Source organism: Tsukamurella tyrosinosolvens, assembly GCF_900104775.1.
Classification (GTDB): Bacteria; Actinomycetota; Actinomycetes; order Mycobacteriales; family Mycobacteriaceae; genus Tsukamurella; species Tsukamurella tyrosinosolvens.
The window spans coordinates 2,949,831-2,962,206 of sequence record NZ_FNSA01000003.1; the positions used below are offsets into that span (position 1 = coordinate 2,949,831).

Sequence of the window (12,376 nt, forward strand, 5' to 3'; positions counted from 1 at the left end):
CCGTCCTCACTTCGTGATCTGCAGCCCCGACAGGATCGCCTGCGAGTCGCGGCGGTAGGTCGGGTCGTCGGGCATCTTGGACTGCACGGTGACGGTGACCGACCAGAGGTTCGCGCCGTCGGGGATGGAGACCGCCACCGTCGTGGACCGGTGGTTCGGCGTGCTACCCGGCATCGTGTAGGTGACGGTGGTGCTCGGGTAGCCGCACAAGGTGCCGGGCACGGGCTGTAGGCCGGTCACTTTGAGGCCCTGTCGCAGCGAATCGACCTGCGAGTCTAGCGCCTGCTGCGGCGTCATGCCCTTGGCGTTCTCGAGCGTGATGACAGCGTTGGCGGCGAACGCGTCGGTGACCAGATCCTTGTTCACGATGGCGCCGCGGATCACGTCGGAGTCCTGGGAGGTCTCCCGCTCCCAGCCTGCGGGCTGCGGCAGCCCGAGCGTGGGCTCGCCGGCCGCCTTCGTCGGGAGCGTCAGCACGCGGCCGGACACCGCGGTGCAGTTCCCCGCGCTGGCGGCCGTCGAGGTCGCGGAGGTCTGCGCCGCCGAGGCGGTGGCGGACGTGCCCTCGGCCACCGGATCGCCGCCCGTGGACTGCGAGCAACCGGTCACGCCGAGGACCACTGCCGCCGGCACCGCGAACGCAGTGGCGACCTTCTTCACACGCCGATTCGTCATGTGCGGAACGGTAGCCCGCGCGCCGCGTTGAGAGGCGGGATTCGGCGATGCGTCAGCGCGGGGTCAGGACCACCACGGGGATGTCGCGCTCGGTGCGCTTCTGGTAGCCCTCGTAGCCGCTGTAGGCCTTGGTGATCTGCGGCCAGAGCCCCGCCTTCTCGTCGGCGGTGGCGGCCTTGGCCGTCCACTGGCTGGTCACCTCGTCCACCGTGATCTCCACGTCGGGGTTCGCCGCGAGGTTCTTGAACCAGTCCGGGTTGTCCGAGTGCCCGCCCTTGGACGCGACCACCACGACGCGGTCGGGCCCGTAGATCGGTGCCGTGAGCATCGTCGAGCGTCGCTGGCCGGACTTGCGGCCGATCGTGTGCAGTTCCAGGGTCTGCATGCCGAGCACGCGCTTGGGGAAGCGGCCGCCCGTGATCGCGAGCAGGGCGCGGTGCCCGTTCTCGAGGCCCCACGCGCCGAGCTCCGTCACCTTGTCAGAAAGACTCATGCGTTCATCATGCACGCCGGGGTCCCGCGTGGCACGGCCCTTCCTCGCGATGCCGGTGCGCCGGCCCGCCCGCCAGCCCCGCCGCGACGTGCGGGTGCAGGGCGATCGAATGGTCGTAGTACTCGTCCGTCATGGGTAGGTACGGGATCGGCGCCTCGGTCCCGACGGTGCCGAGCCGCTCGGCGAGCTCCTGGGCGAGGCGGCGTGCCCCGTCGGCGTCGATTCCGTGCACATCCGTGATGAGCTGCGGGGCAAGCGCTTCCATGCCCGTGTACCAGAACGTGCCGTGCAGCAGGGGCCAGAACAGGTCCTCGACGTCGCCGCTGATCCCGCGCGGCGAGATCGAGTTCGCGCGATCGCCGGCGGTCACGACGGCCAGCGCTCGCCGCCCCGCGAGGCCGCCGTCGCCGTACTTGCGGTTGCGGCCGGTGGCCGGGTCGGGCACGTCGTAGGCGAAACCGCGCTCGAAGACCCGGTCGATCCACCCCTTGAGCATCGCCGGCGGTCCGTACCACCAGAGCGGGAACTGCAGGACCACGAGGTCCGCGGCGAGGAGGCGGCGCTGCTCCGCGCGGACGTCGTCCCCGCCCTCGTCTACCAGGATCGGGTCGAATCCCTCGACGTACAGGTCTGCCACGTCCACCGACCAACCGTCCGCCCGTAGTCGCGCCACCCCCACATCGCGGAGCGTGGCGTTGAGCGAATCGCCGCGCGGATGCGCGAGGACCCACAGTGCGTGCGCGTTCTCCGGTTCATCGCCCATGTCAGAGGCAACCCCGCGGGGCCGCCGGGGATTCCACTGCCCTCGCTGCGCCCAACCCCTCGGAACCAAAAAGTCCCGAGACACTGTGTGTCTCGGGACTTCTGGTCGGGCTGACAGGATTTGAACCTGCGACCACTTGACCCCCAGTCAAGTGCGCTACCAAGCTGCGCCACAGCCCGTGGCCGCTCTCGCGGTGCTGTAGGAGATTACCCCATGCGTCGCGCTGAGGAGAAATCGCCTGGGGACGAGCATCTCGGCGTGGTCGGAGAACAGCCGGATCCGCCGCCCACCCGGGTACCCCATCCCGCGAATCCGGCCGGTTCACCCGCGCGCCCAGTCAAGCATCGATCGCCGTCGCAACGCCGGTGGAATCGGACGTTCCGCCCTACTCTGGACGCATGCGCATCCCGATCCGGTACCGCGGTGTCATCGTTGCGCTGCTCGCGGCGCCCGCGCTCGCAGCCTGCGCGGGCGGCGCACCGTCGGACGTCCCGGAACCGCGGTCGAGCGCGGCCTCAGCCGCCGAGAGCACGATCGCGACCGGCCTCGACGCGCCGTGGTCGATCGCCTTCGCCGACGGCGCTCCCCTGGTCAGCGAGCGGGACCGCGGGCGGATCGTGGAGATCGTCGACGGGCGGCCCCGCGAGGTCGGCCGGATCGACGGGGTCGCGGCGCGCGGCGAGGGCGGGCTGCTCGGCATCGCCGTCCGCGACGGCGACCTGTTCGCCTACTTCACCACCGCGACGGACAACCGGATCGCCCGCATGCCGCTCCAGGGCACGCCCGGTTCCCGCAGCCTCGGCCCCGCGCGCACCATCCTCACCGGCCTGCCCGCCGCGTCGATCCACAACGGCGGCCGCATCGCCTTCGGGCCCGACGGGATGCTGTACGCCACCGTCGGCGACGCGGGGCGCCCCGACGACGCGCAGGACCCCCGGGCGTTCGGCGGCAAGATCCTGCGGATGACGCCCGACGGCGCGCGCCCCGTCGACAACCCGTTCCCCGACACCCTGGTCTACAGCCTCGGCCACCGGAACGCGCAGGGCCTGGCGTGGGCGCCCGACGGCGCACTGTATGCGAGCGAGTTCGGCCAGAACACCTGGGACGAGCTCAATCTCATCCGCCCGGGCGCGAACTACGGCTGGCCGGAGGTCGAGGGCATCGGCCGCCGCGAGGGTTTCGTGGACCCGCTGCAGCAGTGGGCGACGTCGGCGGCGAGCCCGAGCGGTATCGCCGTCGTTGGACCGGACCTGCTCATCGCGAACCTCCGCGGGGAGCGACTGCGGACGGTGCCGCTCGCAGCGCCCGGCACGGCGACCGAACAGTATCGCGAGACCCTCGGCCGGCTGCGCGACGTGGTGCGCGCGCCCGACGGCTCCGCCTGGATCCTCACCAACAACACCGACGGCCGCGGCGACCCGCAGCCCGGCGACGACCGGATCGTCCGGATGGGCGGTCGTTAGCCCCGCTACCTGCGGCGTCTGCGCGGTACAGTGGCGTGCATGAAGCGTGCACTCCTGGTGTCGGCGATCGTCGCCGCCTCGTTCGTGGTCGCGCTGCCCGCGTCCGCGGAGCCGGCCGTGGACGCCGACCGCTACCGCGCGGAGGGCGGCGGGTACGCCTTCCTCTACCGCTACGACGGCGCCAAGCGGGTCTGCACGATCCAGGCGGACCCGACCACCCTGCGGTGCGGCGTCTCCGCACCGGCGGGCACGAGGATCACGGTGAAGGGCCGCAGCGTGCGCCCCGAGGCCGTGGAGATCACCGAGCGCGGCTGGCGGTACCTCGAGCGGCTGACGGTCCAGGAGCGCCCGCGCGCCCTGCCCGAGGGCGCCCGTCTGTCGGTGCACGGTGCGTCCTGCACCGCGCTGCGCGACGGCGGACTGGAGTGCTCGGTCGATTCCGCGGGTTTCACCCAGGACGACGGACGGTTCTCGACCCGCGGCCGCAAGCTCGGCTAGGAACCCCGACTAGTCGACGAGCTTCGCGCGCAGCCGGTCGACGACGGCGTCGTCGATCCCGAGCCCCTGGCGCACGTACCCCTCGAAGCCGCCGTACCGTCTGTCGGCCTCGTCGAAGGCCGCGGTCAGCGCCTCGGGGAAGACCCCGGCGAGCACCCGTGCGGCCTCCCCGATCGCCTCGCCCCGCTCGGCGGTCGCGCCCGCCGCGATCTTCTCGATCACCTCGGCCGAGTACGCGTTCGTCAGCAGGTAGTCGGCCATCACGTCGTCGGGCGAGACGCCGAGGCTCCGCTGCACGATCGCCGCGGCCCAGCCGGTGCGGTCCTTGCCCGCGGTGCAGTGGAAGACCTGCGGGCGCTCCTCGTCGGCGACCGCGCGCACGAGCGCCGCGAACTGCGCCCGCGCGTTGTCCTCGCTGACGAACATCCGGTAGACGTCCGTCAGCAGGTCGCGGGCGCCCGCGGCGTCCTTGAGCGACTTCGGGTCGAGGGCGCCGAGCTCGACGTCGTCGCCGATCACGTTGAGCCGCACGTATCGCGCACCGTCGGGCACGACATCGGGCTTCGGGGTCACCTCGGCCGTCATGCGGAGGTCGAAGACGTCCGCCAGGCGGGCCTCCGCGAGACGGGCCGGGTCGATCGCGTCGGCGTCGAGGGCGCTGGAGCGGAAGAGCAGCCCCCGGCGCATCCGGCCACCGTCGGCCGCATAGCCGTCCACACCTGCCACATCGCGGAAATTGTGCACGTGCCGAGCCTAATCGACCGGGCCCGCGCCCCCGACGGCGCCGTCGGTCAGGCCAGGCGCTCGAGGCCCCGGTGCGCGCACGCCGCCGGCCACCAGGCCCGGGCGCCGGGGGTCGCGAGGCCGTGCGGCAGCGCGAGCGCGAGGGCGATCGGCGCGTCCACCGGGACGTCGGCGGGGACCTCGACGCGGGCGGCGAGCCGCGTACCGTCGGCCCCGCGGACCAGGAGCTGCCGCATCCGGGCCCCTGCGAGCCGGGCTCCGGGCCAGGCGACGTCGGCGAGGCTCGCGTGCGGCGGCAGCTCCCCGGCGACGTCGCACAGGACCACCGGGCCGGACCGCACGAGTCGGCTGATCCGGCTCACCACCACGGGGTAGGTCGACGGTCCGCCGTCGGCCAGCGCGGCCGCGGGGGTGCCGGCGATGAGGACCTCGTCGCCGTCCATCGCGGTGCCGTCGGGCCAGATCGTGGGGTCGAAGGACCGGGCGATGCCGGCGCGGGCGAGTGAGGGCAGTACCTCCATCAGAGTCACGCCTACCGGTCTACGCGGGCCGTGGCGCGGGCGGAAGGGTCGGCGCCGTCAAGGTCGCGCTAAGACTGTCAGACGCCTGCCTCGGCGCAGGGCAGGACACCCGCCTTGACGGCGGCCTGCACTGCGGCGTAGTCCTTTTCGTTCTGGTCGGCGTACGCGGTGGCGAACGTCGCGACGGCCTCCTCGAACTCCGTCGACTTGCCCAGATAGGCCGAGGCGGTGGCCGAGCCCGGGGACTGCGCGTGGGCGCGGGCGAGCACCGCGGCGCAGGCCTGGCCGTACCTCTCGAACTGGTCGTGGGACAGCAGCTCGGGAACGACGGACCCCTTCATGTCGCGGAACTGCCGCCAGTAGAAGTCCTTGCCGCGGATCGTCGGGGTGTAGCCGAGGAAGGAGTCGGACTGCGCCTGGAGGATCTGCTGCCCCGCGACGACGCGCCACGCCTGCGCGCCGGTCTTGGGTGCGCGCGGCGGCATCGTCGACGGCCCGAGCTTGCCGTAGGTCTGCAGGACCGACTGCGTGGCCTCCTTGACCTGGAGGAACAGCGTCTCGGTGCCGCCGCCCGGGACGTCGCGACCGAGCAGCACGATGAAGCAGCGGGTGCCGACGCTGCCGACGCCGACGACGCGGAGCGCCCAGTCCAGCACCCGGAACTGGCCGAGGAGCTGCGCGGCGTCGGCGCGGATGCTGTCCAGGTACTGCGCGTAGAGGCCCTCGAAGCCCTCGACGAGCTTCGCCGGCGCCGGCACGAGAGTGGGCGGGTCGGCGACGATGTGCGGCTCGCCGTCGGCGCTGGTCGCGGTGATCTTCTCGACCATGCGCGCGGAGGTGCGCTTGCGCGCCTTCTTCGCGGTCTGCTCGATGAGGTCCTTGAGCGGCTGATCGTCGGCGGCCTGCGCGGTGAGCCGGTCGACGTCCACGGACAGGTAGTAGCGGTCGACGGCGCCCTGCTCCATCAGCCCGGCGAGCGTGGTCCGGTACGCCCCCGCCGCGCTGACGACGGCGCTCCGCGCCTGGTCCTCGGTGTACCCGTTCTCGCGGGCGGCGATCATCACGCTCGCCGCGAGGCGCTTGACGTCCCACTCCCACGGCGCATTGCCGGCCTCGTCGAAGTCGTTGACGTCGAACAGCTGTCGGCGTTCCGGCGAGGCGAACAGGCCGAAGTTGGAGATGTGCGCATCGCCGCAGCTCATGACGGTGACGCCGGTGTTCGCCTCCCCCGCGAGGTCGTGCGCCATGAGCGCGGCGCCGCCGCGGTAGAAGGAGAACGGCGAGTGCAGCATGCGAGAGATCCGCACCGGCACCAGTTCCTGGATGCGCGTGCTGTTCTGTTCCCGGATGATGTCGACGGGATCGCGGCCGTCCGGAGTGAATCCCGCCTGGGCGGATCGGGAGACGCGCTTGCGAAGGTCCTTGCCGTTCGGGGCATCTGCACTCATGGTGGGAAATGCTAGACCCGGCGCGGCCGGGAACGGGGCAGTTCCGAGTAGCAAACCCCACCCCACCGAAAACCGATTAGGCGACCCTAACTTTCGAGGCGTACGGTGGAGATCGTGACTGAACCGCGTACAGATACCGCCCCTGCTCCTGCCCGCCGTTCGCGGCCGACCTACGAGGTCGCGGTCGCGCGCACAGAGACGATCGGCGCGCACCTGGTGCGCGTGATCGCCGAGGGCGAGTCCCTCGCCTCCTTCGGCGACCCCGAGCTCCCCGGCCTGCCGAGCACGGACGCCTACGTCAAGCTCGCCTTCGGCGACGCGACGCGCACCTACACCGTCCGCTCCTTCGATCGCGCCGAGCGCCGGATCGTCCTCGACTTCGTCGTGCACGGCGACGAGGGGCTGGCCGGCCCGTGGGCGCAGCGCGCGCAGGCCGGCGACACGATCACGATCATGGGCCCGGGCGGCGCCTACTCCCCCGACCCGGAGGCGGCCTGGCACCTGTTCGCCGGCGATCTCTCGGCGGTGCCCGCGATCGCCTCCGCCCTGGAGTCCCTGCCGACCGGCGCGCGGGGCGCCGCGATCATCGAGGTCGAGAGCGATGCCGACCGGATCGCGCTGACGGCACCGTCGGGCGTGGACGTGCGGTGGGCGGTGAACCCGGACGTGGCCGACGTCGACTTCCTGGCACGCCAGGTGGCCGTCGCGGACTGGCCGACGGATCGCGCCACGGCGCACGTCTTCGCCCACGGCGAGCGCGAGTCGATCAAGGCGATCCGCAAGGTCCTGCGCGAGCTGGAGGTTCCGCGCGAGCGGATCTCGATCTCCGGGTACTGGGCCCGCGGTCGCGCTGAGGACGCGTTCCAGGCCGAGAAGCGCACGCCGGTCGGGCAGATCGACTAGCACCGCGGGGGCCGACGGGGCCTCGCGTGTCGGCCGTCACAGCACGCTGCGGGACGTGAGTGTGGGCACAATCGGCCCCGCCGGAGCACGGATTTCAGACAACTACGGATAATTTGTCTATCTGTGGATCTCGCTCCAGTGCCCGGCTTCTCCCCGTCGCCCGCCCAGCTCCGGCGGCGCGGCGTCGCGTTCAGCCTCTGCGTGGCACTGATCGCCCTCGCCGTGTGGGGTGTGCAGGCGCTGCGCCCGAAGGACGACTTCACCCTCACCCTCCGCACACCGACCGTCGCGGCCGGCATCGTCGAGGGCGCGAAGGTGCGGATCCAGGGCGTCGACGTCGGGTCGGTCAGCGAGATCCGGTCGCTCGGCAACGCCCAGCAGGGCGTGACCCTGCGCCTCGACGGACCCCAGGGCCGTAGCCTCACCAACAACGTCGAGGCGGCGTTCTCGGCGGGCAACCTCTTCGGCGTCTCCGAGGTCATCCTCACGCCGCACGACGGCGGTGGCGCGCTGCGCAACGGCGCCGAGCTGGCGCCGACGCGGCCGATCACCGACAACACCGTGTCGAACATGATCATGACTCTCGGCGACGTCAACGACGACGCCCTGCGCCCCCACATGAGCCAGGTGCTGTTGAACTTCGACGCCTCGTCGAAGGCGATGCTGCCGCTGCTCACCGCGCTCGGCGGCGTGGCGCAGACGATGAAGGACACGCAGCGCCTGTCCACCGCGCAGACCTTCCCCACGGTGGTCGCCGCCCTCAAGGCGGCCGATCCCTCTGTCGCGTCCATGATCCCCGCGTTCCAGGCCGGCCTCGACCACCTCCCGCTGCACAACGGCGACAGCAAGAAGACCATCGCGGTGCAGGACGGGATCAACAACGAGCGCACCGGCCTCCTCGCCGGGCTGCAGGCGATCCTCACGCCGCAGGCGCTCGAGGGGCTCAAGACGGCCACGCCGATGCTGGTGAGCCTGCTGCAGCCGATCCTCGCCGCGTTCCCGAACGGTAGCGCGACCGGCGTGGGCATCCAGCTCTCGCAGCTGATGGACAACGTGCGCAGGGCCTTGCCGAACACTCCCACCGGCCCGGTGCTGAACCTGCGCCTGTCGGTGGACTACCCGGCCATCGCCGCCGTGCTGCCGCCCGGCGTGGACTCTGCGAAGCCGGGCACCCCGGCGAAGCCCGGGACCACCACGAAGCCCGCGCCCTCGAAGCCCGCGACCCCCTCGTCGTCGGCCGCCGCGCCGCGCTGAGGCGGACACCGACGCCGAGGGCGTCGTGCCACGACCGCTCGGCTCTCGGATTCTGTCCGCCACGGACAGCCCGTCCATTCCGGACAGAATCCGAGACCCCAGCGATCCGGGCTGTGTCCCGTGCGACCGTCACCCTGGCCAGCCGGCCGCGCCGGCGCTCGGTGAGCCCGGTCAGGCGAGCGCGCGGTCGCGGGCGGGGCGGACCTGCAGGAGCAGGAGCAACCCCAGCGCGAGTACCACGATGATGCCGCCGATGCCGGCGCGGTCGGTGCCGAAGAACCACACGAAGAGCCCGAAGAGCGCGGGCCCGAGGAACGACGCCGCGCGGCCGGTGGTCTGGTAGAGCCCGAACATCTGGCCCTCGCGGCCGGGCACCGTCATCCGCGCCAGCATGCTGCGCGCCGACGACTGGGCCGGGCCCACGAACACCGTGAGCATCAGGCCGAAGATCCAGAACATGGCCTCGCCACGCACGAACAACAGCACCGTCCCGGCGATCAGCATCCCGGCGAGGCACGTCACGATCACCGGCTTGGGGCCGATCCGGTCGTCGAAGCGGCCGGCGATCACCGCGCCCAGCGCGGCCACGACGTTGGCGGCCACGCCGAACAGCAGCACCGTCGACTCGCTCATCCCGTACACGCTGTGCGCGAGCACCGCGCCGAAGGTGAAGGTCGCAGCGAGCCCGTCGCGGAACACCGCGGAGGAGACGAGGAACCACACCACGGTGCGGTCCTCGCGCCACAGCGAGCCGATCGTCGCGAACAGGTCCCGGTACGCCCCGACGATCCCGCGGCGGGGCGTCGCGGTCGGGTCCGCCGGGAGCTCGGGCACGAGGAACAGCACCGGCAACGCGGAAATCGCGAACCACGCGGCCGCGAACAGCGCCACCAACCGGATGTTCAGACCGCCCTCGGTGGGCACGTTGAGGAACCCGCGGGTCGGCCCGTCGCCGGCGATGAAACCGAAGTTGCAGAGGAGCAGCAGCACGATGCCGCCGAAGTAGCCGCACGCCCAGCCGATCCCGGAGACCCGGCCGATCGTCTTCGGGGTCGAGACCTGCCGCAGCATCGCGTAGTAGGGCACGTTCGCGAGCTCGAACGCCGCCGTCCCGACCGCGAGCAGCAGCAGGCCGAGCCACAGGTACTGATACTCGTCGCGCACGAAGAAGCACGCGGCGGTGCACAGCGTGACGACGGCGCTCCACACGGCGAGCGAGAACTTCCGCCGGCCCGCGGCGTCGGCGCGCCCGCCCAGGACCGGCGCCGACAACGCGACGACCACGCCCGCGGCCGCCATCGCCCACGACAGCCAGCTGGTGGCGCTGATGGAACCCGGGAGATCCTCGCCGACCGCGCCGGTGAGGTAGACGGTGAAGATGAACGTGGTCATCACCGCGTTGAATGCGGCACTCCCCCAGTCCCACGCGCACCACGCCGCTACCTGGCGGCGCGGCACGGGCGCGGTCGGCACCTCCACCGCCGTCACGGCGCTACTTCTTCGCGCGCTTCTCGCGGACCCGGACGTTCACGCGCACGGGCGAGCCGTCGAAGCCGAACTCCTCGCGGAGCCTGCGCTCCAGGAACCGTCGGTAGCCCGCCTCCAGGAAGCCGGAGCTGAACAGCACGAACGTCGGCGGCCGCGTGGCGGCCTGTGTCGCGAACAGCACCTTGGGCAGCTTGCCGCCGCGCAGGGGCGGCGGCGTCGCGGCCATGACCTCGCGGAGCCAGTTGTTGAGGCGGCCCGTCGGGATGCGCTTGTCCCACGACTCGAGCGAGGTCTCGATGGCGGGCACCAGCTTCTGCAGCGCGCGGCCGGTCTGCGCGGAGATGTTCACCCGCAGAGCCCACGGGATCTGCACGAGCTCCCGGTCGATCTCCTTCTCGAGCATGTACCGGCGGTCCTCGTCGACGAGGTCCCACTTGTTGTAGGCGATCACCAGCGCCCGGCCCGACTCGATCACCATCGACAGCACCCGCAGGTCCTGCTCGGTGATCGGCTGGGAGGCGTCGATGAGCACGATCGCGACCTCGGCGGCCTCGATCGCCCCCTTCGTGCGCAGCGAGGCGTAGAACTCGTGCCCGCTGGCCTGGTTGACCTTCTTGCGCAGGCCGGCGGTGTCGATGAACTTCCAGGTCTTGCCGCCGAGCTCGACGAGCGAGTCCACGGGGTCGACGGTGGTGCCCGCGACGTTGTCGACGACGGAGCGGTTCTCGCCGGTGAGCTTGTTGAGCAGCGAGCTCTTGCCGACGTTCGGCTTGCCGATCAGCGCGATGCGGCGCGGGCCGGTGCCGCCGGTGCCCTCGCGGGGCGTCTCCGGCAGCTTCTCCAGGATGACGTCCAACAGATCACCGGTGCCGCGGCCGTGCGCGGCGGAGATGGTGTGCGGCTCCCCGAGCCCCATCGACCACAGCGACGCGGCCTCGGCCTCGGTGCGCTGGTCGTCGACCTTGTTCGCCGCCAGGATGACGGGGGCCTTCGAACGACGCAGCACGCGTGCGACGGCCTCGTCGGTCGCGGTGGCGCCGACGGTCGCATCCACGACCACGACGATCGCGTCGGCGGTGCGCATGGCGACCTCGGCCTGCGCGGCGATGGACTGCTGCATGCCCTTGGCGTCCGGCTCCCAGCCGCCGGTGTCCTGCACCAGGAACCGTCGGCCGGCCCAGTTGGCCTCGTAGCTGATCCGGTCGCGGGTCACGCCCGGGATGTCCTCGACCACGGCCTCGCGGCGGCCGAGGATGCGGTTGACCAGCGTCGACTTGCCCACGTTCGGACGGCCCACGATGGCGACCGTCGGCAGCTTCGCGGCGGCCTCGGCGGCCTCCGCCTCGAGGTCGGCGAAATCGCCCTCGTACTCGGCGAAGTCGCCCTCGTCGTCCCAGGTGCCGTCGTCGCCGGCGTACTCGAACTCGTTGTCACTCATCGGGTGACCTCCTTATCGCGGGAGGCGCTCAGCGCGCGGTCGGCCGTCTCGGCCACCGCCGCGACGGTCTCCTCCAGGTTCATGTCCGACGAGTCGAGCTCGATCGCGTCGTCGGCCGGGCGCAGCGGCGAGATCTTCCGCGTCGAGTCCAGGCCGTCGCGGCGCTGCACGGACGCCAGCACCTCGTCGTAGTCGCTGGGCAGCCCCAGCTCGGTGTTCTGCGCGTGGCGGCGCTGCGCGCGCGCCTCCGCCGAGGCGGTGAGGTAGATCTTCACCGGTGCGTCGGGGAAGACGACGGTGCCGATGTCGCGGCCCTCCACCACGATCGGTGAATCGTCGTCGGCGGCGATGGCCCGCTGGTAGTCGACGAGCTGCTCGCGCACCTCGGGCACCGCGGACACGGCGGAGACGGCCGCGGTCACGTCGTCCTCCCGGATCCGGCGGGTGATCGAGATCCCGTCCAGCTCGACCTGCTCCGACAGCGGGTCGCAGCCCATGGCCAGCGGCAGGTCCGCCGTGGCCGTGGCGATCGCGGCGGGGTCGGTGAGGTCGACCTCCTGCTCCAGCGCCCACACGGTCGCGGCACGGTACATCGCACCGGTGTCCAGGTAGCGGGCGCCGAGGTTCTCGGCGATGCGCCGGGCCACCGTCGACTTGCCGGTCCCCGAGGGGCCGTCCATGGCGATCA

13 protein-coding genes and 1 tRNA gene are annotated in these 12,376 nt (G+C 71.9%); 4 read left to right on the forward strand and 10 right to left on the reverse strand.

Going from position 1 to position 12,376, the window contains the following annotated elements:
* Positions 1–6: 6 nt before the first annotated feature.
* The 4 genes from BLW32_RS16620 to BLW32_RS16635 form a co-directional block, all read right to left on the reverse strand.
* Complete coding sequence (locus BLW32_RS16620) at positions 7–675, reverse strand: LpqN/LpqT family lipoprotein (RefSeq protein ID WP_083379600.1); 669 nt, start codon at positions 673–675, stop codon at positions 7–9.
* 52 nt (positions 676–727) lie between these two features.
* Positions 728–1,168 carry a nitroreductase/quinone reductase family protein gene (locus BLW32_RS16625; RefSeq protein ID WP_068743043.1) on the reverse strand — a complete coding sequence of 147 codons (441 nt, stop codon included), beginning with the start codon at positions 1,166–1,168 and terminating at the stop codon, positions 728–730.
* A gap of 7 nt (positions 1,169–1,175) precedes the next feature.
* The gene (locus tag BLW32_RS16630) at positions 1,176–1,931 is read right to left on the reverse strand and encodes an NAD(P)H-dependent oxidoreductase (RefSeq protein WP_068743044.1); all 756 of its coding nucleotides are present in this window, start codon (positions 1,929–1,931) and stop codon (positions 1,176–1,178) included.
* 102 nt (positions 1,932–2,033) lie between these two features.
* Positions 2,034–2,110 (reverse strand) — tRNA-Pro (locus BLW32_RS16635).
* A 219-nt stretch (positions 2,111–2,329) separates the two neighbouring features.
* Here BLW32_RS16635 and BLW32_RS16640 point away from each other — a divergent pair.
* A complete protein-coding gene (locus BLW32_RS16640; protein ID WP_068743045.1) occupies positions 2,330–3,394 on the forward strand; it encodes a PQQ-dependent sugar dehydrogenase in 1,065 nt (354 codons plus the stop codon).
* 39 nt (positions 3,395–3,433) lie between these two features.
* Complete coding sequence (locus BLW32_RS16645; protein WP_068743046.1) at positions 3,434–3,892, forward strand: hypothetical protein; 459 nt, start codon at positions 3,434–3,436, stop codon at positions 3,890–3,892.
* Positions 3,893–3,901: 9 nt separating this feature from the next.
* Here BLW32_RS16645 and BLW32_RS16650 read toward each other — a convergent pair whose 3' ends face one another.
* From BLW32_RS16650 to BLW32_RS16660, 3 genes are all read right to left on the reverse strand, one after another.
* Positions 3,902–4,636: a tyrosine-protein phosphatase gene (locus BLW32_RS16650; protein ID WP_074850645.1), complete on the reverse strand. Its 735-nt coding sequence runs from the start codon at positions 4,634–4,636 to the stop codon at positions 3,902–3,904.
* Positions 4,637–4,683: 47 nt separating this feature from the next.
* On the reverse strand, positions 4,684–5,157 hold the full coding sequence (locus tag BLW32_RS16655) for a hypothetical protein (RefSeq protein WP_068743048.1): 474 nt from the start codon (positions 5,155–5,157) through the stop codon (positions 4,684–4,686).
* Between the two features lie 77 nt (positions 5,158–5,234).
* Positions 5,235–6,605, reverse strand: coding sequence for a DUF2252 domain-containing protein (locus BLW32_RS16660; RefSeq protein WP_068743049.1), 1,371 nt, complete (start codon positions 6,603–6,605; stop codon positions 5,235–5,237).
* A gap of 114 nt (positions 6,606–6,719) precedes the next feature.
* Between BLW32_RS16660 and BLW32_RS16665 the strand changes: the two genes are divergently transcribed.
* Together BLW32_RS16665 and BLW32_RS16670 are read left to right on the forward strand one after the other, a co-directional pair.
* Positions 6,720–7,508 carry a siderophore-interacting protein gene (locus tag BLW32_RS16665; RefSeq protein WP_068743067.1) on the forward strand — a complete coding sequence of 263 codons (789 nt, stop codon included), beginning with the start codon at positions 6,720–6,722 and terminating at the stop codon, positions 7,506–7,508.
* A gap of 123 nt (positions 7,509–7,631) precedes the next feature.
* Complete coding sequence (locus tag BLW32_RS16670; protein ID WP_074850646.1) at positions 7,632–8,762, forward strand: MlaD family protein; 1,131 nt, start codon at positions 7,632–7,634, stop codon at positions 8,760–8,762.
* 171 nt (positions 8,763–8,933) lie between these two features.
* Here BLW32_RS16670 and BLW32_RS16675 read toward each other — a convergent pair whose 3' ends face one another.
* The 3 genes from BLW32_RS16675 to cmk are packed head-to-tail and all read right to left on the reverse strand — an operon-like array spanning position 8,934 to position 12,368.
* A complete protein-coding gene (locus BLW32_RS16675; RefSeq protein ID WP_068743051.1) occupies positions 8,934–10,250 on the reverse strand; it encodes an MFS transporter in 1,317 nt (438 codons plus the stop codon).
* 4 nt (positions 10,251–10,254) lie between these two features.
* Positions 10,255–11,688, reverse strand: coding sequence for a ribosome biogenesis GTPase Der (gene der, locus BLW32_RS16680; protein WP_068525821.1), 1,434 nt, complete (start codon positions 11,686–11,688; stop codon positions 10,255–10,257).
* Positions 11,685–12,368 (reverse strand): (d)CMP kinase, encoded by a 684-nt coding sequence (gene cmk, locus BLW32_RS16685; protein WP_068525939.1) that lies wholly within the window; start codon positions 12,366–12,368, stop codon positions 11,685–11,687. Before cmk ends, der begins: the two co-directional genes overlap by 4 nt.
* Positions 12,369–12,376 lie beyond the last annotated feature (8 nt).